Origin of the sequence: Streptomyces sp. C, assembly GCF_000158895.1 — a bacterium.
In the GTDB taxonomy this organism is placed as follows: Bacteria; Actinomycetota; Actinomycetes; order Streptomycetales; family Streptomycetaceae; genus Streptomyces; species Streptomyces racemochromogenes.
Window position 1 is genome coordinate 864,960 of sequence record NZ_GG657750.1, and the last position, 20,190, is coordinate 885,149.

18 protein-coding genes and 3 pseudogenes are annotated in these 20,190 nt (G+C 74.2%); 4 read left to right on the top strand and 17 right to left on the bottom strand.

Annotated elements, in window-relative coordinates; genetic code table 11:
* Positions 1-829, top strand: an 829-nt coding sequence (locus SSNG_RS03865) for an FAD-dependent monooxygenase (RefSeq protein WP_128636855.1), incomplete at its 5' end; no start/stop codon positions are given.
* Positions 830-863: 34 nt separating this feature from the next.
* Here SSNG_RS03865 and SSNG_RS03870 read toward each other — a convergent pair.
* The 4 genes from SSNG_RS03870 to SSNG_RS03885 are packed head-to-tail and all read right to left on the bottom strand — an operon-like array spanning position 864 to position 5,904.
* Entirely contained in the window at positions 864-2,456 is a 1,593-nt protein-coding gene (locus tag SSNG_RS03870) for an NAD(P)/FAD-dependent oxidoreductase (protein ID WP_042800499.1), read from the bottom strand.
* Positions 2,453-4,555: a serine/threonine-protein kinase gene (locus SSNG_RS03875; RefSeq protein ID WP_007262490.1), complete on the bottom strand. Its 2,103-nt coding sequence runs from the start codon at positions 4,553-4,555 to the stop codon at positions 2,453-2,455. Before SSNG_RS03875 ends, SSNG_RS03870 begins: the two co-directional genes overlap by 4 nt.
* Positions 4,537-5,487: an oxygenase MpaB family protein gene (locus tag SSNG_RS03880; protein ID WP_007262491.1), complete on the bottom strand. Its 951-nt coding sequence runs from the start codon at positions 5,485-5,487 to the stop codon at positions 4,537-4,539. The genes SSNG_RS03875 and SSNG_RS03880 overlap by 19 nt, the downstream gene beginning before the upstream one ends.
* 36 nt (positions 5,488-5,523) lie before the next feature.
* On the bottom strand, positions 5,524-5,904 hold the full coding sequence (locus SSNG_RS03885) for an SgcJ/EcaC family oxidoreductase (protein ID WP_007262492.1): 381 nt from the start codon (positions 5,902-5,904) through the stop codon (positions 5,524-5,526).
* A gap of 101 nt (positions 5,905-6,005) precedes the next feature.
* On the opposite strand from SSNG_RS03885, the gene SSNG_RS03890 reads away from it, so the two are divergent.
* Positions 6,006-7,031 carry a LuxR family transcriptional regulator gene (locus SSNG_RS03890; RefSeq protein ID WP_007262493.1) on the top strand — a complete coding sequence of 342 codons (1,026 nt, stop codon included), beginning with the start codon at positions 6,006-6,008 and terminating at the stop codon, positions 7,029-7,031.
* A 59-nt stretch (positions 7,032-7,090) separates the two neighbouring features.
* On the opposite strand, the gene SSNG_RS45175 is transcribed toward SSNG_RS03890, so the two are convergent.
* From SSNG_RS45175 to SSNG_RS03930, 10 genes and pseudogenes are all read right to left on the bottom strand, one after another.
* Entirely contained in the window at positions 7,091-7,378 is a 288-nt protein-coding gene (locus SSNG_RS45175) for a hypothetical protein (RefSeq protein ID WP_347232439.1), read from the bottom strand.
* A 106-nt stretch (positions 7,379-7,484) separates the two neighbouring features.
* A pseudogene (locus SSNG_RS45180) lies at positions 7,485-8,174 on the bottom strand (amino acid permease); the annotation flags it as partial.
* Between the two features lie 112 nt (positions 8,175-8,286).
* Positions 8,287-8,415 (bottom strand): annotated as a pseudogene (locus tag SSNG_RS45185) (hypothetical protein); the annotation flags it as partial.
* A 177-nt stretch (positions 8,416-8,592) separates the two neighbouring features.
* Positions 8,593-9,048 carry a MoaF N-terminal domain-containing protein gene (locus SSNG_RS41775; RefSeq protein WP_007262495.1) on the bottom strand — a complete coding sequence of 152 codons (456 nt, stop codon included), beginning with the start codon at positions 9,046-9,048 and terminating at the stop codon, positions 8,593-8,595.
* A 56-nt stretch (positions 9,049-9,104) separates the two neighbouring features.
* Positions 9,105-9,971 (bottom strand): tyrosinase family protein, encoded by an 867-nt coding sequence (locus tag SSNG_RS03905; RefSeq protein WP_007262496.1) that lies wholly within the window; start codon positions 9,969-9,971, stop codon positions 9,105-9,107.
* Positions 9,972-10,010: 39 nt separating this feature from the next.
* Positions 10,011-10,448: a tyrosinase cofactor gene (locus SSNG_RS03910; RefSeq protein WP_007262497.1), complete on the bottom strand. Its 438-nt coding sequence runs from the start codon at positions 10,446-10,448 to the stop codon at positions 10,011-10,013.
* Positions 10,445-11,980, bottom strand: a complete 1,536-nt coding sequence (locus tag SSNG_RS03915; RefSeq protein WP_050779542.1) for an FAD/NAD(P)-binding protein — start codon at positions 11,978-11,980, stop codon at positions 10,445-10,447. Before SSNG_RS03915 ends, SSNG_RS03910 begins: the two co-directional genes overlap by 4 nt.
* A 51-nt stretch (positions 11,981-12,031) precedes the next feature.
* Positions 12,032-12,907: a hypothetical protein gene (locus tag SSNG_RS03920; protein ID WP_007262499.1), complete on the bottom strand. Its 876-nt coding sequence runs from the start codon at positions 12,905-12,907 to the stop codon at positions 12,032-12,034.
* Between the two features lie 202 nt (positions 12,908-13,109).
* A complete protein-coding gene (locus SSNG_RS03925) occupies positions 13,110-13,970 on the bottom strand; it encodes a class II aldolase/adducin family protein (RefSeq protein WP_128636856.1) in 861 nt (286 codons plus the stop codon).
* 307 nt (positions 13,971-14,277) lie between these two features.
* Positions 14,278-14,943, bottom strand: a complete 666-nt coding sequence (locus SSNG_RS03930) for a DUF1326 domain-containing protein (protein WP_007262501.1) — start codon at positions 14,941-14,943, stop codon at positions 14,278-14,280.
* Positions 14,944-15,385: 442 nt separating this feature from the next.
* Here SSNG_RS03930 and SSNG_RS03935 point away from each other — a divergent pair, with 442 nt between their 5' ends.
* Entirely contained in the window at positions 15,386-16,666 is a 1,281-nt protein-coding gene (locus SSNG_RS03935; RefSeq protein ID WP_042802906.1) for a phosphatase PAP2 family protein, read from the top strand.
* Between the two features lie 58 nt (positions 16,667-16,724).
* On the opposite strand, the pseudogene SSNG_RS03940 reads toward SSNG_RS03935, so the two are convergent.
* The 3 genes and pseudogenes from SSNG_RS03940 to SSNG_RS03950 form a co-directional block, all read right to left on the bottom strand.
* Positions 16,725-17,918 (bottom strand): annotated as a pseudogene (locus SSNG_RS03940) (acyl-CoA dehydrogenase family protein).
* 136 nt (positions 17,919-18,054) lie between these two features.
* Positions 18,055-18,897, bottom strand: coding sequence for a class II fructose-bisphosphate aldolase (locus tag SSNG_RS03945; RefSeq protein ID WP_007262504.1), 843 nt, complete (start codon positions 18,895-18,897; stop codon positions 18,055-18,057).
* Complete coding sequence (locus SSNG_RS03950) at positions 18,894-19,796, bottom strand: SIS domain-containing protein (RefSeq protein WP_007262505.1); 903 nt, start codon at positions 19,794-19,796, stop codon at positions 18,894-18,896. The genes SSNG_RS03945 and SSNG_RS03950 overlap by 4 nt, the downstream gene beginning before the upstream one ends.
* 177 nt (positions 19,797-19,973) lie before the next feature.
* On the opposite strand from SSNG_RS03950, the gene SSNG_RS03955 reads away from it, so the two are divergent.
* A partial coding sequence (locus SSNG_RS03955; RefSeq protein ID WP_042800500.1) for a DeoR family transcriptional regulator occupies positions 19,974-20,190 on the top strand: 217 nt, incomplete at its 3' end.

The following is a 20,190-nucleotide window of genomic DNA, read 5'->3' on the forward strand; positions in this document are numbered from 1 at the left end:
CCTGGTGTACGGGGCCGCGGTCACCGCCGTCGAGGAGGACGGCGGCCGCGCGGTGGCCCGTACCGCCGCCGGGGACCTCCGCGCCGACGCCGTCATAGCGGCCGACGGCATCCACAGCCCGCTGCGCCGCCGCCGCTTCCCGGACCACCCGGGCCTGCACTACAGCGGGGAGACCGCCTGGCGGACCGTGCTCCCGTCGGGCCCGGCCACCGAAGCGGCCGAGACCTGGGGCCGGGGCGAGCGCTTCGGGACGGTCCCGCTCGCCGACGGGCGGGTCTACCTGTACGCCACCGCCGTCGTCCCCGAGGGGTACCGGCCCGCGGACGTCCGCACCGAACTGCTGCGGCGGTTCGGCACCTGGCACGACCCCGTCCCCGCCCTGCTGGACCGGATCGACCCGCAGGCGGTGCTCCAGCACGACCTGTACGACCTGGCCGCACCGCTCCCCCGGCTGCACGACGGCCGCACCGCGTGGATCGGGGACGCCGCGCACGCCATGACGCCCAACCTCGGCCAGGGCGGCTGCCAGGCCGTCGAGGACGCCGTCGTCCTGGCGCACCTGCTCCGCGGCCCGGACGTACCGGCCGCCCTCGCCGCCTACACCCGGGCCAGGCTCGCCCGTACCGACGCCATCCGGATCCGGGCCCGCCGGATGGGCCGGGTGGCCGCCCTCACCCACCCGCTGGCCGTGGCCGCGCGCGACCTCGCCCTCCGGGCCACCCCCGCGAGCGCGACGCGGCGCGCGCTCGACGACCTCTTCGACGGATTCACCCTTCCGGGCGAGCCGGCCGGGAACGCGGGCCGCGGCCCGGGACGTCGGGGCCGGTAGACGGGGCGCGGACCGGCCCGGCACCGGGGACGGTTCAGCGCCGCTCCAGGAGCGCCATCGCCGCGTTGTGCCCCGGGATGCCGCTGACCCCGCCGCCGCGGACCGCCCCCGCGCCGCACAGCAGGACGTTGCGGTGGGCGGTCTCCACGCCCCAGCGCCCCGCCTCCTGCCCGTCCGCGTACGGCCAGGACAGGTCGCGGTGGAAGATGTGCCCACGGGGCAGCCGCAGTTCGCGCTCCAGGTCCGGCGGGGTCTTGGCCTCGATGCAGGGGCGGCCGTCCCCGTCGAAGGCCAGGCAGTCGGTGAGCGGTTCGGCCAGGTGGGCGTCCAACTGGGCCAGGGTGGCGGTCAGCAGCACCTCGCGGGCCTGCCGGTTGTCCTTCTCGAAGAGCCGGGCCGGGGTGTGCAGCCCGAAGAGGGTGAGCGTCTGGTAGCCCTGCCCGGCGAGTTCGGGCCCGAGGATCGAGGGGTCGGCCAGCGAGTGGCAGTAGATCTCCGAGGGCGGGACGGACGGCAGTTCCCCGGCGGCCGCCTCGCCGTGGGCGCGCCTGAGCTGCTCGTACCCCTCGGCGATGTGGAAGGTCCCGCCGAAGGCCTCGCGGGGGTCGACGGAGGAGTCGCGCAGCCGGGGCAGCCGGCTCAGCAGCATGTTGACCTTGAACTGGGCGCCCTCCGGGGCCGGGCCGCCGGCACCGGGGTCCTCGCCGAGGAGTTCCGCGAGGGCCCGCGGGGAGGCGTTGACCAGGACGTCGCGCCCGGCGACGGCGCCCTCGCCCGTCGCCGTCCGGAAGGTGACCTCGGCGGGGGCGGTGCCGTCGGTGTGGATGCGCAGCGCCTCGTGGCCGGTGGCGATCTCCGCGCCGGCCGCCCGGGCGGCTTCGGCGAGGGCGTCGGTCAGGGCTCCCATGCCGCCGACGGGCACGTCCCAGTCGCCGGTGCCGCCGCCGATGACGTGGTAGAGGAAGCAGCGGTTCTGGACGAGCGAGGGGTCGTCGGCGTCGGCGAAGGTGCCGATCAGCCCGTCGGTGAGGACCACGCCCCTGACCAGGTCGTCGGCGAAGCGTTCCTCCACCGCCCGGCCGAGCGGCTCCTCGAACAGCATCCTCCAGGCCGCCTCGTCGTCGATCCGGGCCCGCAGTTCCGCGCGGGTGGGCAGCGGTTCGGTGAGGGTGGGGAAGACCTTGCGGGCGAGCTCGCCGGTGGTCCCGTAGAAGGCCCGCCAGGCCTCGTACTCCCGGTCGGAGCCGGTCCGTTCCGCGAAGGACCGCCGGGTGCGGTCCTCGCCGCCGCCGACGAGGAGCCCGCCGGGGCGGCCGTCGCGCTCGTAGGGGGTGTACGAGGAGACCGTGCGCCGGCGCGTCCCGAACCGCAGGCCCAGGTCTCGGACGATCTTCGAGGGGAGCAGCGAGACGAGGTAGGAGTAGCGCGAGAGGCGGGCGTCGACGCCCGCGAAGGGCCGGGTGGAGACGGCGGCGCCGCCGGTGTGGCCGAGCCGTTCGAGGACCAGTACCGAGCGGCCGGCCCCGGCCAGGTAGGCGGCGGCGACGAGGCCGTTGTGGCCGCCTCCCACGATCACCGCGTCGTACACGTCCTGTGCGAAGCCCCGGGAGCCTGAGTTGGCGGTCATGGCTCTTGGTAGCACACCTGGCCGAGCCGCTCCAGACAGTGCGCCTCGTCGGCGTGGGCGAGGACCGTGTCGGGGTGCTCGTCACCGAGGGAGCGTTCGCGGATGCCGGACAGGTCCCGGTATATGGGCAGCGCCTCGTCCCAGCGGCCGAGCCGGCCGAGGCCCACGGCGAGTTCGCGGCGGCTGACCAGCGTGTCGGGGTGTTCGGCGCCGAGGGCCCCGGCACGGAGCCGGCCGACCTCGCGGGCCTCGGCGACGGCCTCCTCCCAGCGTTCGAGGCGGCCCAGGTTGACGCCGACGACGTGCCGGGCGCGCAGGGTCTCCGGGTCGCGGGCGCCGTAGGCGCGGGTGCGGTCGCGGACCAGGGACCGGAACAGGTCGAGGGCCTCGGCGGCGCGACCGGTGCGGCCGAGGGCGATGCCGGTCTCGTAGCGGGCGGCGAGGGCGTCGGGGTGGTCGCGGCCGAGTACGCGGTCCCGTGCGGCGGCGACCTGGCGGAAGCCGGTCAGCGCCTCCTGCCAGCGGCCGAGCCGGCCCAGGGCGTACGCGGCCTCGTAGCGGCTCTGCAGGGTGTCGGCGTGTTCGGCGCCGAGGACGGCGGCGCGGTCCGCGGCCACCGCGGCGGCGGTGGCGTGGGCCTCGGCGTGCCGGCCGAGGGCGCTCAGGGCGCAGGCGAGGCTGTGGCGGCAGCGCAGCGTGTCGGGGTGGAGCGGGCCGGTGGTGCGGACGCGGGCGGCGAGGACGGCGCGGTACATCTCGTACGCCTCCCCGTGCCGGCCGAGGCGTCCCAGTTCGTACGCCTCCTCCTGGCGGGCGGCGAGGGTCTCGGCGTGGTCGGGGCCGAGCACCCGGGCCCGGCCCTGGGCGACGGCCACGTACACGGCGAGGGCCTCCTCGGGCCGGCCCGCGCGGCTGAGGGCGAACGCGCGGGTGTGCCCGGCGGCGAGCGCGTCGGGCTCCCCGGCGGCCGGGGTGCGCAGCGCGAGCCCGTAGGCGGCGGTGAGCCGGGGGTCATCGGCGGGGGCCGGCCGGGTGATGCGGTGTTCGCCGGAGGCGGGGAGGGAGCCGGCCACGTACCCGGAGCCGGTGGCCGGGGCCCGGCGGGCCGCCGTCCAGGAGCCGGTGAGCAGGGCCCACTCCCCGCTGGCGGGGCGGGCGTCCACACCGGCCTTGCGCCCGGCGGTCATCCCCTCGGCCCAGGCGGGCAGCGGGGGCTGCGCGGCGGGCCGCCCGCCGGGGCCGAAGCGGGCCTCGACCAGGCGGCGGTGCAGGTGGCGGGCGTCGCCGGGGCGGTCCTCGGGGCGCTTGGCCAGCAGGTCCAGCACGAGCTGCTCGAAGTAGCCGGGAAGTTCGGGCCGGTGCTCGCGCAGCGGTACGGGCGCGGTGTCGCGGTGGCCGACCAGCACGGACCAGGAGTCGCCGAGGTCGAAGGGCGGGGCACCGGTGGCGATCTCGTAGAGGACGCAGCCGAGGGAGTAGAGGTCGCTGCGGTGGTCGACCTCGCCGCCCGCGATCTGCTCGGGCGACATGTAGTGCGGGGTGCCCATGGCCATGCCGCCGCCGGTCAGCTTGGCGGTGAAGCCGATGTCGTGGGCCAGGCGGGCGATGCCGAAGTCGCAGATCTTCACCGTGCCGTCGGTGAGCCGCATGATGTTGGCGGGCTTGAGGTCCCGGTGGACGACGCCCTGGTCGTGGGTGTAGCCGAGGGCGGCGGCCATCTGTTCGGCGATGTCGAGGACCACGTCGACGGGGAGCGGGCGCGCCTCGTTCTCCTCCATGAGCTGGCTGAGGTTGCGGCCCTCCAGGAGTTCCATGACGAGGTAGAGGGGACCGCCGGAGGCGCTGTCGTCGCCGAAGTCGTGCACGACGGTGACGCCCCGGTGCTGGAGCGAGGCGGCGACCCGCGCCTCGCGCCGGAAGCGCTCGCGCAGGACCTGGGTGAAGTGGGCGTCCTGTTCGGCGCCGACCGGCTTGAGGCACTTCACGGCGACCTGCCGGCCCAGCGACTCGTCGCGGGCGCGCCACACCTCGCCCATGCCGCCGCGCCCGATCAGATCGAGTGACCGGTACCGGCCCTGGATCAGTCTGGACTCCGCCATGTCTTAAAGCCGCCCCCGTCGTCGTGCCGCGCCCTCCCCGGCCGGTCAAGTATGGCCGCTGATTTTCGCAGTGTGTACGCGGAGGGGCGGCTGCCGGGGCCCAGTCGGCGCATCGCTCTCAAGATGTGACCTGGAGGCAGCTGCCAGCGTAGACCTGCGGGAATGGTGCGCAGCACGCGACCCGTGAGACGCAGGCGCCGGGTGACCGCGCGCGGGGGTGGTGCGGGGCGTCCGTACAGCTGGTGCGCCCAGCCCGGCAGGGTTGCGTAGGCGAGCCCAACTAGGGGTCTCCACAGCAGGTTTCGGCCAGGGACGAGGTACGGGGGGACGGGCGGGGCGCGCAGGAAGTCGTCGACGGCGCGGGCGTCGGGCCCGGCGGCGAGGCGGGGGCGGACCTCGTCGAAGTAGGCGGCGAGGGCGCCGGCGGTGGCGGGCACGTCCTGCGGGTCGAGTCCGACGAGGCGGGCGTTGGTCCGGTTCTCGTCCACGTACCGGTCGGCCTGGGCGGGGGTGAGGGGGACGCCCGATCGGCGCAGTACGTGCAGGAAGCTGTCGATCTGGGCGCAGTGCACCCACAGCAGCAGGTCGGGGTCGTCGACGGGGAAGGACTCCCCGGTGTCCGGGTCGGTGGCGGACAGCCCGCGGTGGACGGCGCGGACCCGCGCCCCGGCCCGTTCCGCGGCTCCGGCCGTGCCGTAGGTGAGGGTGCCGACGAAATCGGCGGTGCGCAGCAGGCGGCCCCAGGCGTCGCCGCGGCCCCGCTCGCTGTCGAAGGCCGTGGAGTTCTCCATGACGGCGCGGACGGCGCGCGGGTGCAGGGCCTGGAGGTAGAGCGCGCGGACCCCGGCGATCCACATGACCGGGTCGCCGTGGCAGTGCCAGGTGACGGACCCGGGGCCGTAGAGCCCGGGGTCGGCGTCCTCGTCGCTCATCGGTGCCTCCCGTCGGGGTTCCTACCCCGGCCGACGTCAGCTCAGCCGTGAGACGTGGTACTGGCGGATGCGCCAGCCGGCTCCGGTGTGCTGGGCGATGAGCGAGAGGCGGACGGGCAGCGGGGCCCCGGCGGGGTCCTGCGGGGTGGGTGTCCGGAAGGTGACGGTGGCGAAGCCGGCGAGGGCCTCGGCGGCGAGGGGGCGGGAGTGCAGGACCTCCACGGCGGCGGTGGTGCCGGGCGGGACGTTCTCGTAGTAGGTGCGTATCTCCGCGCGGCCGTTCAGCAGCCGGGGGGACAGCCCCTGGAAGAGGGCGTCCTCGGCGAAGAGGGCGACGACGTCGTCCACGCGGCGCCCGTCGAAGGCTGCGCGCCACTCCTCCAGGATGTCCGCCAGTACCCCGTATCCGTTCGACATGCGCCCGTTACCTCCGGTTCCATGGTCAATACCTTGTTAAGACACCATGTTGGCAGCCTACGTACCGATACTGGCTACTTTTCCAAGTGCATAATTGGGTCATGCAGGATCATGCAAGGCAGTACCCGGGGGAATGTTGTGAACGTGACGACTCTGCAGAAAAGGGGGGCGGCGCATGCGGTGACGGCCTGACCGTCTACCGCCGGGCCGTGGTGAAGGGGTGTACGCCCAGGGAGGGCGCACCCGCCTGTCTGCTGCGGATGGGGCTGCTCGTCGCCCCGCCGGACGACCCGACCGTCCTCGTGCCGGTGGCACCGGACGTGGCCAAGGCCGAACTGGTGCGGCCCATCGAGGAGTCGCTGGAGCGGCAGCGGCTGGACGCGCACGCCATCGCCGGCAGCTTCGTGCCCGTGGCGGCCATCTACACCGCCGCCAAGCGCGAACACACCGGCTGGGCCACCGCGATCGACGGGGAGAAGGTCGTCCACTCCACACTGGCGCACGCGGTCCGCGAATGCCGGGAGGAGCTGATGACGGTGCAGCCCGGCGGCGCGCGCGTCTCCTACGACCTGGACGAGCTCGACCACGTCCGCGGCACCGCCCGGCACCGCACCCTCTACCCGCACGCCGCGCGGACCCACGCGGCGACGCTGCGCCACATCGAGCGGCTCACCGAGGCCGGCTGCGAGGTCCGCACCCTCGACCACGTCTTCGACCGGCTCATCGTCATCGACCGGGCCGTCGCCTACGTCCCGGGCCCCGGGGAGGCCCGGACCTCGGTGCTGGAGATCAGGCAGCCCTCCATCGTCTCCTTCCTCGTGCAGGTCTTCGAGGAGGCCTGGGAACGGGGTTCGACCATCGACCCCGGTGCCTCCCGCACCGTGGAGCCCGACATCGCCGACGAGATCCAGCGGGCCGTGATGCGCCTGCTGGTGGCCGGCTACACGGACGAGGCCATCGCCCGCCGCCTCGGCACCAGCCGGCGGACCGTCGCCGCCCACGTCAGCCGGATCGCCGCCGCCCTGCAGAGCCGCAGCCGAGCCCAGCTCGGCTACCTCATCGCCACCAGCGGGCTGCTGCCCGTGGACGAGCACACCGAGACGGACTGCACCCGGCTCTCGGCCTGACCACCGCCCCTTCCAGCACCCCGCGCCCGGCCGGGAACCTCCCCGGCCGGGCGCGCCGTTCAGCGCGCGGGGACCCGGTCCCGTCGCGTGCGCAGCGCGCGTACGCCCGCCACCGCCAGCAGCACCAGGACCAGCAGGGTCGACCAGCCGAGCTGGCCGCGCGCCTCCGGGTCGAAGGCCATCAGCACCAGCACGGCCACGATGCCGGCCGCCGCCAGCCACGACAGGTACGGGAAGCCGCGCATCCGCACCACCAGCAGGTGCGGGGACTCCCGCTCCAGCCGGCGGCGCAGCACGAGGTGGGCGGCCGCGACGGTCAGCCACATGTACAGCATGGAACCGCCCATGGCCTTTCGCCAGGAACGGCAGGATCCGCTCCGGCCAGCGGTGGTCGAGGGCGATCGCGACGAAGCCGAAGGCCGCCGACGCCGCGACGGCCAGGCGCGGCGCGCCCCGGGCGGAGGTGCGCAGCAGGGCCTTCGGGGCCTCGCCGCGCGCGGCCAGCGAGTGGGCCATGCGGGAGGCGCCGTACAGGTTGGCGTTCATCGCGGACAGCAGGGCGATGAGCACGACCACCTCGATCAGCCGCCCTGCGCCCGGGATGCCGAGCCGGTCGAGGACGGCGACGTAGGGGCTGCGGCCGGGCGTGGCCGCGTCCCAGGGCAGCAGGGTGACGATCACGGCCATGGAGCCGAGGTAGAAGAGGCTGATCCGCCAGATCGCGCTGCTGACCGCCTTGGTGACGGAGCGTGCGGGGTCGCCGGACTCCGCGGCCGCCATGGTGACGACCTCCATGCCGCCGAAGGCGAAGACCACCGTCAGCAGCCCGGCGACGACGCTGTCCCAGCCCTGCGGGAGGAAGCCGCCGCGGCCGGTCAGGTTGTCCATGCCGGGCGGGTCGACGCCGGGCACGGCCCCGCACAGGGCGGCGACGCCGAGGGCGAGGAAGGCGATGATGGCGGCGACCTTGATGCCCGCGAACCAGAACTCGGCCTCCCCGAACGAGGAGACCGAGAACATGTTGGACTGGGTGAAGACGGCCAGGGCAACGAGGGCGATCGTCCACTGCGGTACGGCCGGCATCCACTGGTGCAGGATCGTCGCCGCGGCGATCAGCTCGATGGCGATCGCGATGACGGTCACCGCCCAGTACAGCCAGCCCGCGGTGAAGCCCGCCCAGCGGCCGAGGGCCCGGGTCGGCGTAGACGGAGAACGAGCCGCTGGCGGGCATGGCCGCGGCCAGCTCGCCGAGCATCCGCATGACCAGCAGGGCCAGGGCGGCGGCGAGCGCGTACGACAGGATGATGGCCGGGCCGGCGATCCGCAGGCCGGTCCCGGAGCCGACGAACAGGCCGGCTCCGATGACGCCCCCCAGGGCCAGCAATGGTGAGGTGGCGGGGGCGCAGGGCGCCGGCGAGTTCCCCGGCGGCCGGGGCGGCCGCGGTGGGCGCGGTGGGCGCGGGTGGTGTCTGGGTGAGTGGAGCGGGCATGTGCGGTTCCCCCGTGGGCAGAGGCGGGCGGGGCCGGCGTCCGTGGCGCCGGCCCCGCGTCACCGTGCGGGTCAAGAAGAGACGCGCTGGAGCGTCGCCGTGTGCAGCTCGCCGGCGCGGCCGCCGTCGGGGGTTGCGTACGTCCAGTAGATGCTGACGGTGCCGCCGCCGAGGTCCATGACGTGGCTGACGGTCATGCCGGAGGCCTCGACCCAGTTGACGAAGTAGAGGCCCTCGCCCACGGCGCGGACGGAGAGCTTCTCCCGGCCGCCGTGGCCGGCCATGGGGCCTTCCAGGGCGGTCCAGTCGAGGGTGGTGCCGTCGGCGGAGTAGGAGTTGCGCAGGACGGCGCCGTTGTCGAGCGTCAGGACGTACGTGTGGCCGGCGAAGGCGGGGACGGCGGCGGCGACGGAGGCCGCCGCCGGGGCGGGAGCCGGGGCCGGGGCCGCCGCCTGGGCGGAGGGGGCGGCGGCGAGGGCGATCAGGGCGGCGGCGGCGAGGGCCGGGACGGTGGTGCGCAGGCGCATGACGGTTCCTTCTCGGTGGTGGTGACGAAACGTGGGCAGCGGGCGCGCGGGGCGCGTCACTGCGCGTACTGGTAGAAGCGGGTGTGGTCGAGCAGCTCCGAGGGCCGCACCTGCCACGGGGACATCGGCTCGTCGAGGCTGATGACGCGGCCGTGCTGGGGGTCGGAGGCGGGCAGGGGCCGGCGCGGCTCGTAGACCGAACCGGGATGACGGGCCTGCCAGCGGGCCCATATGAGGTCGATGAAGGTGTGGTGGAGCCAGAAGACGGGGTCGTTGGGCGAGGTCCCGCCGGTCATCTGGCCGCCGACCCACAGGTGGACCCGGTTGTGGTTGTGCCAGCCCTCCTTCTCCCCGACCGTCCAGCCCTCGACCTTGTTGCGGAAGCCCGCGGTGGGGGAGGTGGAGTCCCAGGGGGCGGAGTCGTACACCGGGTCGTCGACGGCCCGGGCCAGTTCGGCGGGGGTGGGGAGGGCGACCGGGTCGGCGGGGCGGCCGAAGTCGCGCATGAGGTACCTCTCCTCGGTGACGCCCACGTCCACCGGCCAGCCGCCCCGGTCGAAGGCGAACGGTCCGGTCATCACCCGGTGGTCGCCGGGGCGGCCGTTGCCGCCGAGGAAGTCGTCGGTCCAGGGGGCGGCGGTGGGCGACTGGTCGGTGGTCCAGTCCCAGTAGGGCAGGGTCACCTTCGGGTCGACCTGCTGGAGGGCCCGTTCGAACTCCAGCAGGTACTGGCGGTGCCAGGGGAAGAAGGAGGGGGACATGTGGCCCACCCGCTGACCTCCCTCGCCGTCGGAGACGAAGTACTGGCCGTGCAGCCGGACGAACTCGTCGTAGACGCCGCGTCGTTTGACCTCCAGGAGGGCCGTGACGAACCTCGCGCGCTCGCCGGCGTCCAGGTCCTTCTGGTTCTTGCGCGTGTACACGTGTGCTTGTTCCTCGATCTGTCGGAGCCCCGCGGGACGTCAGTGGTGGTGGAGCCGGGCCGTCGAGAGCTGCGCGGTGCCGATCTCGTCCACCGCCGCCCGGGCCACCTCCAGCGGCGTGGGGAAGGACTGGTAGTGGTTGACCAGGCTCAGGTAGCTGCCGTCGGCGCGGCGCATGACGTGCAGCGGGCGGCCGTCGATGCTGATCTCGATGCCGGGCCCGGGGGCCGGGGCCGACGCGCTGCGGGCGGAGGCGTAGCGCACGCCCACGGGGCCTCCCTGGATGCGCCGGCCCCGGTAGACCTCGTCGAAACTGCCCGGGAGCGGGCCCTGCCCGGCGGCGGTGCCGGTCCCGGCGGGGGCTTCGGGGCGGGCGGGGTCGGCCAGGACGATCGGGGCGACGGCGGCGCTGGTGCCGACCACGACGGCCGTGGTCAGCGCGGCCCGCATCATGTCCCGGCGGGTGATCGTGTTCACGCGTACTGCTCCTGAGGGGTGGTGATGTCCTGGACGACCGCCCGGACGATGTCGTCGGCCCGTTCGAGGACGGAGGGCATGCCGGAGGTGAAGAAGAGCGTCCCGGCGCCCATGTCGCCGATCGCGTGCATCCGGCGGTGGGCCCGGCCGCCGCCGCCCACGGCCCGGCTGGTGGACGGTTCGATGTGCAGGCCGCCGTAGGGGTGGTACTCGCCGATGCCGTCCTCGACGAGGGAGTCGACGAACGGGCGGGCCTGGGCGGGGACCCGGTGGGAGGGCGCGCTGACGGCGTTGACGACGACGTCGCTCTCGTAGTCGCCGCCGTCGGCCCCGATGTGGAACCCGGTGCCGGCCAGCGGCTTGACGTTCCACAGGCCGCGCAGGACGCGCAGCCGGCCGCCCTCGTGCAGCTCCAGCAGCTTGCGGGCGTTGGCCGGGGGCATCGGGCAGCACAGGCTCATGACGGCCCGGTAGTGGTGCTCCCGGACGAAGTCCTGGTCGGCGGTGCGCAGCAGGGTCCAGGCGTCGGGGCCGCTCTCGGGGACGGCGTGCTGCATGACGCGCATGCCGGTGTCGGGCTCGTCGATGCGGGCGTACTGGCGGCGCAGCCGCTCCAGGGGGGATTCGCCGCCCAGGGAGGTCAGTTCGGCGACCACCGCGGAGGGGTCGGCGCCGTGTTCGGCGAGCTCCCGTTCCAGCAGCTCCAGTACGTCGTCCAGGCCGAGCCGGCCGTCGTGGCCGGTGGCGGCGCGGGCGTGCAGGGCGGCGGGGGTGAAGTGCCGGATCTCGGGGAAGACGGGCCGCTGCCGCACGGCCGGGAGGGCGCCGTTGCGGGAGGCCATGGTGATCCGGCCGCGGTGGCCGCGGGCGGCGAGGGTGACCACGGTGTCCACCGCCGCGAGGCCGGTGCCGAGGACGGTGACGTCCGCGTCGGCGGGGATCGCGGCGGCCGTGTCGCGCAGCGGGTAGGGGTCGCCGAAGTAGCCCGCGTTCCCGCTGAGTTCGTAGTGGTCGGCGGGCCGGCCGGCGCCGACCGCGCAGATGACGTAGTCGAAGGTGTGCGTACGGCCGTCGCGGGTGGTCAGCACCACCTCCTCGCCCGCCTCGCGGGCGGCGACGACGGCGTCGCGGACGACGCCGACGGGCCAGCCGCCGAGGGAGAGCTCGGCGACGGCGTTCTCGGCGGTGCGTTCCAGGTAGCCGCCGAACACGTGGCGGGGCGGGAAGTAGCCGTCGGCGGCGTAGTCGCCCTGCCCGTAGGGGAGTCCGGAGGCGCGCAGCCAGTCGATGAAGTCGTCGGGGGCGCCGGTGCGGGCGCTCATCTCGGCCGGGATGATGTTGGCGAGGACGGCGTCGGCGTCGTGCTGGTAGGCGCGGCCGCGCCAGAGGTTGCCGGAGGGTTCGAAGACGGTGACCGAGCCCCGGCCGCGGCCCTGGGTGCGGGAGAGCCGGTCCAGCAGGCAGACGGCCGCGGCCCCTCCGCCGACCAGGCCGATGCGCGTCGGCGGGCGGTCGTTCGTGTCGGTGGTCATGGTCGGCCTTTCATGAGAGGGAGTCGGCGGGAGGGGCGCCCGCGGGGGGTGTCAGTGCGCGGCGGCGGGCTGCGGCTCGGCCGCGGCGCCCGCGGGGGCGGCGGCGGCCCGGCGGCGGGAGCTCGCGTAGAGCAGGCCGAGGCCGATCAGTGCCCAGACGGTGAGCACCAGGACCGGGCCGGCCGCGCCGGCGCCGTCGAAGGGGCCCGAGGTGCGCAGCAGGGTCGCGGCGGCTCCGGCCGGGAGGAACTGGCCGATGGCGCCCAGCGGCTGGGGCAGCATCTCGGGGGCCGAGGCCAGTCCGGAGAGCGGGTTGCCGACGACGAACATCAGGACGGCGCCGACGGCTATGCCGGGCGGGCCGACCAGCGAGCCGAGGCCGGTGATGACGGAGACCATGGCCAGCTCCAGCAGGGCCACGATCCCGGCGTTGACGAAGTAGTTGCCGGGTGCCACTCCGCTGAGGTGCGTCAGCATGAGGGAGCTGAGGAGTCCGGAGGCGGCGGCGAAGCCGATGACGCCGAGGAACTTGGCTCCGGCGGCGCGCACCTTGAGGACGAAGAGCAGGGCGGCGATCACCGCGGTGATCAGCAGGGGCAGGAAGCCCATGGCCAGGCCCGCGCCGTGCGGGTCGTCGGCGTCGGCGGGCACCACGTCGGTGACGAGCACCGGGCCGCCGGCGAGTTCCTGTGCCTGTCCGGTCAGCGTCTGGGCGACGGTGGGCGAGGCGGCGGAGGCCAGGCGCAGTTCGAGTCCGCCGGCGGTGGGCAGCAGGGCCCCGTACGCCGTGCGGTCGCGCAGGGCGGCGTCGGCCTCCTCGACGCCGGCGGCGGTCTTCACCGCGTACGCGCCGGGGGCCGCCTCGCGCAGCCGGTCGGCGAGCTGTTCGGCGCTCTGCGCGGCGCCGGGTGCCGAGACGACGAGCACGGGCAGGTCCCGCGGCGCGGCGTGGGACGCCGTCCAGGGAGAACCAGCCGCCGATCACGAACTGCACGATCGCGACGATGACGAGGATGGTGCGCGCTTCCGCGCGCGGTGAGGCAGTTGAGCTCATGATTGCTTCCTGGGATCCGGTGGCCGGGGGCGTGGGGGCGCGGACGTGGGGGCGCGGACGTGGGCGCGGGCGGCCCTACTCGTCGAGCAGGTCCGGCTGTTCGGCCGTGATCTCGTCCCACATGATCTGGAAGCTGTAGCGGCCGAGCTGTTCGTCGCCGAAGCCGTCCCGGGCCAGCAGGGCCTGCTCGTGGGACATCGGGACGGGCCGTCCGGCGGAGAGGGCCAGCAGCTGGACCTGGGCGCAGCTCTCGTAGGTGAAGAACCAGTGGACGGCCTCCTCCAGGGAGCCGCCCACGGTGATCAGGCCGTGGTGGCGCAGGAGCATGGCCCGCTTGGCGCCGAGCCGGTCGGCGATGTCCTGTCCGTGCTCGATCTTGATGGCGGGGCCGTCGTAGTCCCCGTACAGCACCTGGTCCTGGTAGAAGGCGGCGGATTCCTGGTCGTAGGGCTCCAGGAGGCGTTCCAGCGCGCCGAGGGCGCGGGCGTGGACGGTGTGGCCGTGCGCGATGGCGTTGGCCTCGGGGCGCTCGTGGATCTTGGAGTGGATGGTGAAGGCGCTCGGGTTGACCTTGCCGGTGCCGTCGACGACGCGGCCGGCGGCGTCGACGCGGATCAGGTCGGCCACGCGGACGCGGTTGAAGGAGACGCCGAACGGGTTGACCCAGAAGGTGTCCAGGTCCTCGGGGTCACGGACCGAGATGTGGCCGGAGATCCCCTCGGCGTAGCCGGCCTTGCCGAACAGCCGCATGGCGGCGGCCAGGCGCTGCTTGCGGTGGCGGCGCTCGTCGCCGACGGAGGCGAACACCGGGTCGGCCGGGATCGGCAGGCCGGTGTGGGTGTCGGCGAGGAAGGCTTCGGGGGCGGCGGCTTCGGGTGCGGCGGCTTCGGGTGCGGTGGCTTCGGGTGCGGTGGCTTCGGGTGCGGCGGTGGACACGTCGGGTCTCCTGGAAGGTCGGATTCGGGCCCGCCCGCCCCCTTCTCCCCCACCCGCGCCAGGGCAGCGCGAAGCCCGCTGCGGGTAAGGGGAATGGTGCCGAAACCCCAGGTCAGTCGGGGTGTTGCGGCGGGGAGGGCGTCAGCTCCTGCACCTGAATCCTGTCCCACGGAGGGGTGCCTTTTCGGCCTCCAGCGGCTCCGGGCGGCTTCATAACCGTGCGTTTCACCTTTGCGCAGCGGGCCGGATTACGGGCATAGCGGCACAGACCACCCCTCGGCGGTCCGCGCCGGGCCCTGCGGTGGGCTCAGGCCGCTCCGTCGGGTCCGGTCCAGTCGAAGGTGATGTGCTTGCTGGACTGGCCTTCCCGGCTCCAGTGGAAGCCGAAGGCGTCGGCCCGGTCGGCCGTGGAGCGGCCCCAGGTGGCGACCTGCCCCGGGCCCGTCTCGCAGCCGGGCAGGTTCGTCGACTGGACCCGTGCGCCCTCCGGGGTCGTGGGGCCGGTGAGGGCCACCGCGGCGGCCTCGACCCGGCCGGGGATGGCGGCCCGCCAGCCACCGAGGTCCTCGTCGACCTCGATGTGGACGGGGGCGAAGTCCATGCCCCGCATCTCCGCGTTCATCATGGCGACCATCTCGGCCGGCCAGCTGCCGGCCTGGCCCCCGAAGATCATTCCCAGCGCCTGGCGCTGGGCGTCGTCGGCGCGTTCGTCGAGGAAGACCGCCGCGTAGGTGTCGCTGTGCTCCGCCCACACGTTCCCGACGAAGGAACCGAGCATCAGGACGTTCAGGCCGTCCAGCACCACTTCGCCGTAGTTGCCCTCGCGGATGTGCCAGGCGAGGACTCCGTCGCACTCGCCGTAGGTGGGCCGCTGGGCGAAGGAGCAGGGGCAGGGGACATCGCACCTGCACGTGTCGAACCAGTCCCCGGCCGCGTGCCAGGCCGGGACGGTGGTGGCTGTGGTCTCGGACATCTCATCGCCTCCACGTGACCCCGCGCCGCGCGGCGGGACGCACATGGCCGGCATTTCCCCGGCGGACATCGCCGGGGGCGTTCGGCGGCGCGGGCCATCACCTCGATTCTCCTCCCCCGGCCGCGCGCGCGAAAGCGCTCACCCCGCCGCAGCGCTCACCCGCCGGGCCCTTGCCCCCCCTGGGGTCCATGTCCCCCATGGCGCCTCCCGCAGGCCCGGGAGCAGCCAGTCCTGGCGATCAGTACGGCCGCCCGCCGACCCCGGACCCACCGCTTCGCACACTCTTCCGGTCGGCACGGCCCCCTCGGCTAACATGTTCGGGCCAACACCGACCGGTTGAAATATGAACATCGGCTGAAAATTGATATCTGAGGAACCACGAGCGCTTCCGCGCGAGAACAGCGCCCCCGCGTCCGGGCACCGGCGCAGGCCACTCGTCCTCCTGTGGGCCGCGGTCGGCCTGACGGGCCTCGGGTTCCTCGTCGCCCTGGAGATCGCCGCGCGCCATTACGGCGTGCCGGGTCCGATCGTCAGCCAGGCGCGGGAGGCCGTCTACGCCCCCCGGTCGGGCACGGTGCTGTACGCGAGCATGGCGCTGATGATGGTCGTGCTCACCTGGCGCCAGCGCTTCGTCGCGCTCGGCGCCGCGATCGGCATCGACCTGGTGTTCTGGCTCGTCCGGTCGGCGGTCGGCGCCGAGAACATGGTCGGCAGCGGCGCCCTGTGGGTGACCCTGGGCTGTGCCGTCTTCGCCCTCGTGCGCCGCACCGGAGCGGAGCGCGCCCTGCTGCTGAAGGGCGTCGGCCTGGCCCTGCTGCTGGTCGCCGGCCGCAAGACCGGCTACACCTGGCTGCTGATCACGTCGAAGACCCGGCCGATGGTGCTCGACCCGTACGTGGCGGCCGCCGACCACGCGCTGGGCAACCCCTCGTGGGTGGCGGGCCGGATCGTGGAGGCCACCGGGCCGATCGGCCACCACGTCCTCGAGTGGGTCTACATCCAGCTCGCGGTGGGCGCGGTCCTCGTCGCCCTGTACCAGCTGCGCGGCGTGGCCGCCGAGCGCCGCTTCCCGGCCCACCACCTGGTGCGCACGTTCCTGGTCGTCGGCCTGCTCGGGCCGGGCATCTACATGGTGTTCCCGGTGGTCGGGCCGATCCTCGCCTACGGCGTCGACGGCGGGCAGTGGGCGGTGGCCAACCTGTGGCCGCACACCGCGCCGCCCCTCGGCATCCCGCAGCCGATGCCCTTCGACGAGGTCACCCCGCGCAACTGCATGCCCAGCCTGCACACCGCCTGGGCCACCGCGATCTTCATCCACTCCCGCAAGGGGCCCCGGGCCCTGCGCTTCCTGGGCGCCTTCTGGCTGGTCGCCACGCTCGGCGCGACGCTCGGCTTCGGCTACCACTACGGGGCGGACATCATCTCCGGTGTGGTGTTCACCCTCACGATCGAGGCGGCGCTGCGCGGGCTCGCCCGCGGCTGGGACCGGCGGGCCACCCTGCTCGTCGCCCACGGGGCCGCGGTCTTCACCGCGCTCCTGGTGTCGTACCGCTTCCTGTCGCTGGAGATGGCCGGTCACCCGTGGGTGTTCGGGCCCCTGCTCCTGCTGGCCACGGCCTCGGTGGTCTACGGCTACGTACGCACCACCAGGCTGTGGGACCGGCAGCCGGGGCCGGCCCGGGTGCCGGCCCAGCGCCGCGAGCCGCAGCCCGAGCTGGTCTGACGGCGGCCGTCGGGCCCGCCGCACGTCAGCGGCGGGCGCCGCTTCCGGGCCCGGGCCGTCAGCGGCGGACCCTGGGCATGCCCAGGCCGATCCAGGAGATGATCTCGCGCTGGATCTCGTTGTTGCCGCCGCCGAAGGTGAAGATCACGGCGCTGCGGTAGCCGCGCTCCAGCTCGCCGTGCAGGACCGCGCCCGCCGAGCCGTCCTTGAGGGAGCCGGCCGCGCAGAAACACCTCCATCAGCCACGCGTATGCTTTTCCTAAAGTGCCTCCGAGCCGTACACCTTGACGGCGGAGGCGTCCTGGGGGGTGAGGGTGCCCGACTCGACGGCGTTGACCATCTGCCAGTTGAGCAGCTTCATCGCGTCGAGGCGGGCGTGGGTGCGGGCGAGGCGGCCGCGCACCCAGGACAGGTCGATGACGCGGCGCCCGTCGGCGAGCTTCGTCGCGGCGGCCCAGCGCTGCACGTCGTGCAGGGCGCGGACGGCCATGGTGCCGTGGGCGGCGAGGGTGACGCGCTCGTGGTTGAGCTGGTTGGTGATCAGGCGCCAGCCCTTGTTCTCCTGACCCACGCGGCGGCTCGCGGGGACGCGGATGTCCTCGTAGTAGCTGGCGGTGGTGTCGTGCGAGGCCAGGGTGTTGATCAGGGTGCAGGAGTAGCCGGGGTCGGAGGTGGGGACCAGGAGCATGGTGATGCCCTTGTGGGCGGGGGCCTGCGGGTCGGTGCGGACGGCGAGCCAGACCCAGTCGGCGGTGTCGCCGTTGGTGGTCCAGATCTTCTGGCCGTTCACCACGTACGTGCCCGTCTCCTCGTCGCCCTCGCGGACGGCCCTGCACTTGAGGGCGGCCAGGTCGGTGCCGGCGTCGGGCTCGCTGTAGCCGATGGCGAAGTCGATCTCCCCGGAGAGGATCCGGGGGAGGAAGTACGCCTTCTGCTCGTCGGTGCCGAACTGCATGAGGGTCGGGCCGACCGTGTTGAGTGCCATCAGCGGCAGCGGGACGACGGCCTGCGCCGCCTCGTCGAAGAAGATGAACTGGTCCATGGCCGACATGCCGCGGCCGCCGTACTCCTTCGGCCAGCCCACGCCGAGCCGGCCGTCCGCGCCGAGGCGGCGGATGGTCTCCCGGTAGAAGCGCTTCTGCGCGGCCGGGTCCTCGTAGCGGGCGTGGACGTCCTCGGGCACGAGCTCGGCGAAGTAGGCGCGCAGCTCGGCGCGCAACTGCTGCTGCTCAGGCGTGTATTCGAGGTGCACGGCCCCTCCGGAGGTCTGGCGGCACTGCCGGTCGCTGTGGTGGCGGCGGTCAGAGTAGAACCCGTTACAGGAATAGGGAAGGGCCGGGGGTTCCGTGTGGAACTCCCGGCCCTTCGGTCCCCCTCCCGGTCCGCTGTCAGGGCCGGGCCAGGACGCCGATCATCGCCTCGGCCGTCGCCGCCATCGCCGTGCGGGCGGCGGTGAGGTAGGGGCGGGGGTCGGCCGGGGTGAGGTGGGTGCGGATGGCGTCGGTCATGGCCAGGTTGAGGGCGGTGCCGATGTTGACCTTGCGGATGCCGCCGGCGACGGCCGCCGCGAGTTCCCCGTCGGGCAGGCCGGAGGAGCCGTGCAGGACCAGCGGTACGTCCAGGGTCTTGGCGAGGCGGGCCAGCAGGGCGTGGTCGAGGGAGGCGGTCCGGGTGGTCATGGCGTGGCTGCTGCCGACGGCCACGGCCAGGGCGTCGACCCCGGAGTCGGCGACGAACCGCCGGGCCTCGTCCGGGTCGGTACGGGCGCCCGGCGCGTGCGGGTCGAGCGGCGCGGCCCCGTTCTTGCCGCCGACCTCACCCAGCTCCGCCTCGATCCACAGGCCGTTGGCGTGGGCCCAGTCGGCGGCGGACCGGGTGGACTCCAGGTTCTCGGCGTAGGGCAGGTGCGCGGCGTCGTACATCACCGATCCGAAGCCGGCGTCCGCGGCCTGCCGCAGCAGGTCGGGGCTCTTGACGTGGTCGAGGTGGAGCCCGACGGGCACCCGGGCGGCCTCCGCGCAGGCGGCGGCGGCCCGGGCGATGGGCAGCAGGGCTCCGCGGCGGAACTTCACGGCGTTCTCGCTGAGTTGCAGGATGACGGGCAGGCCGGCCCGTTCGGCGCCCTCGACGACGGCTTCGGCGTGTTCCAGGGTGATGATGTTGAAGGCGGCGACGGCGCCGCCGGCCGCGGCCGCCTCGGCGACGAGGGTCCCGGCGGGGGAGAGGCTCATCGGACCGCCCCCTCGCCCGCGGTGAGGATCACCGAGCGGGTCAGGTTGCGGGGCGCGTCGGGGTCCAGTCCCCGGTGCGCGGCGACGGCGACGGCGAGGCGCTGCACCCGGACCAGCTCGGCGAGCGGGTCGAGTTCCCCGTCCACCCACTCGGCGCCGGTGCGCAGGACCTGCTCGGCGATGCCGTCGGGGGTGCCGCCCAGCGACCAGGTGACGGAGCCGGGCCCGGTGACGCTGACGGGGCCGTGCCGGTACTCCATCGCGGGGTAGGCCTCGGCCCACGACAGGGAGGCCTCGCGCATCTTCAGCGCGGCCTCGTGGGCCAGGCCGACGCTCCAGCCCCGCCCGAGGAAGGTGAACTGGCCGCGGGCCTCCAGCCCGTTCGGCAGCGGCACTTCGAGGGCGGTGCGGGCGTCGGCGACCACGTCCGGGGTGTGGCCGCCGAGGTGGGCCCGCAGCAGGGTGAGGGCGGTGGTGGCGAAGCGGGTCTGGACGACGGACCGCTCGTCGGCGAAGTCCAGTACGACGAGGTCGTCCGCGAGGGTCGCCACCGGGGTGTCCGGGTCCCCGATGACGGCGGTGGTCGGGATCCCGGCCTCGCGCAGTCCGGCGAGCAGGTCCAGCACCTCGGTGGTGGTCCCGGACCGGGTCAGGGCGACGACCCGGTCGTAGCGGCGGTGGCGGGGGAACTCGGAGGCGGGGAAGGCGTCGGTCTCCCCGTGGCCGGCCTCCTCGCGCAGGGCGGCGGCGGCCTGTGCCATGTAGTAGGAGGTCCCGCAGCCGATGACCGCGGTACGCTCGCCGGCCCCCGGCAGCACGGCCCGGTGGGCGGGGGCCAGTTCGGCGGCCCGCTCCCAGGTGTCGGGCTGGGTGGCCAACTCGTACGCGACGTGACTCATGCGGGCTCCTTGCGCGTGTGATGCGTACGTCGGCTGCGAACCGACCGGACTTCCCTGCGTGTTCCTGCAAGGTAGCGGGCCGTTTCGCGCAACTTCAAGCATCTACGGGGCGATCCGCTGGGTTAATCTCGACGGCGGGGCCCGGAGGCACGCCGGGGGACGACAGGGAGGGGCGCCATGACCCGCGAGGAACGCTGGCGGAGACTGCTGGACCTGCTGGTGGAGCGGGACGGGCTGGAGGTGGAGGCCGCCGCCGAGGCGCTCGGCGTCTCCGCCGCGACCATCCGCCGCGACCTCGACCGGCTCGCCGAGCAGCAGCTGCTGGTCCGCACGCGCGGCGGGGCGGTGCCGCACGGGGTGTCGTACGAACTCCCCCTGCGCTACCGCACCTCTC

Excerpts from the sequence above, each read along its gene's own strand:
- SSNG_RS41775 (WP_007262495.1), bottom strand. The coding sequence starts at position 9,048 with ATGCGCCTGCGCACCACCGTCCCGGCCCTCGCCGCCGCCGCCCTGATC.
- SSNG_RS03890 (WP_007262493.1), top strand. The coding sequence starts at position 6,006 with ATGCAGGATCATGCAAGGCAGTACCCGGGGGAATGTTGTGAACGTGAC.
- SSNG_RS03950 (WP_007262505.1), bottom strand. The coding sequence starts at position 19,796 with ATGAGTCACGTCGCGTACGAGTTGGCCACCCAGCCCGACACCTGGGAG.
- SSNG_RS45175 (WP_347232439.1), bottom strand. The coding sequence starts at position 7,378 with ATGGGCGGTTCCATGCTGTACATGTGGCTGACCGTCGCGGCCGCCCAC.
- SSNG_RS03870 (WP_042800499.1), bottom strand. The coding sequence starts at position 2,456 with ATGACCGCCAACTCAGGCTCCCGGGGCTTCGCACAGGACGTGTACGAC.
- SSNG_RS03915 (WP_050779542.1), bottom strand. The coding sequence starts at position 11,980 with ATGACCACCGACACGAACGACCGCCCGCCGACGCGCATCGGCCTGGTC.
- SSNG_RS03880 (WP_007262491.1), bottom strand. The coding sequence starts at position 5,487 with ATGAGCGACGAGGACGCCGACCCCGGGCTCTACGGCCCCGGGTCCGTC.
- SSNG_RS03945 (WP_007262504.1), bottom strand. The coding sequence starts at position 18,897 with ATGAGCCTCTCCCCCGCCGGGACCCTCGTCGCCGAGGCGGCCGCGGCC.
- SSNG_RS03875 (WP_007262490.1), bottom strand. The coding sequence starts at position 4,555 with ATGGCGGAGTCCAGACTGATCCAGGGCCGGTACCGGTCACTCGATCTG.
- SSNG_RS03930 (WP_007262501.1), bottom strand. The coding sequence starts at position 14,943 with ATGTCCGAGACCACAGCCACCACCGTCCCGGCCTGGCACGCGGCCGGG.
- SSNG_RS03885 (WP_007262492.1), bottom strand. The coding sequence starts at position 5,904 with ATGTCGAACGGATACGGGGTACTGGCGGACATCCTGGAGGAGTGGCGC.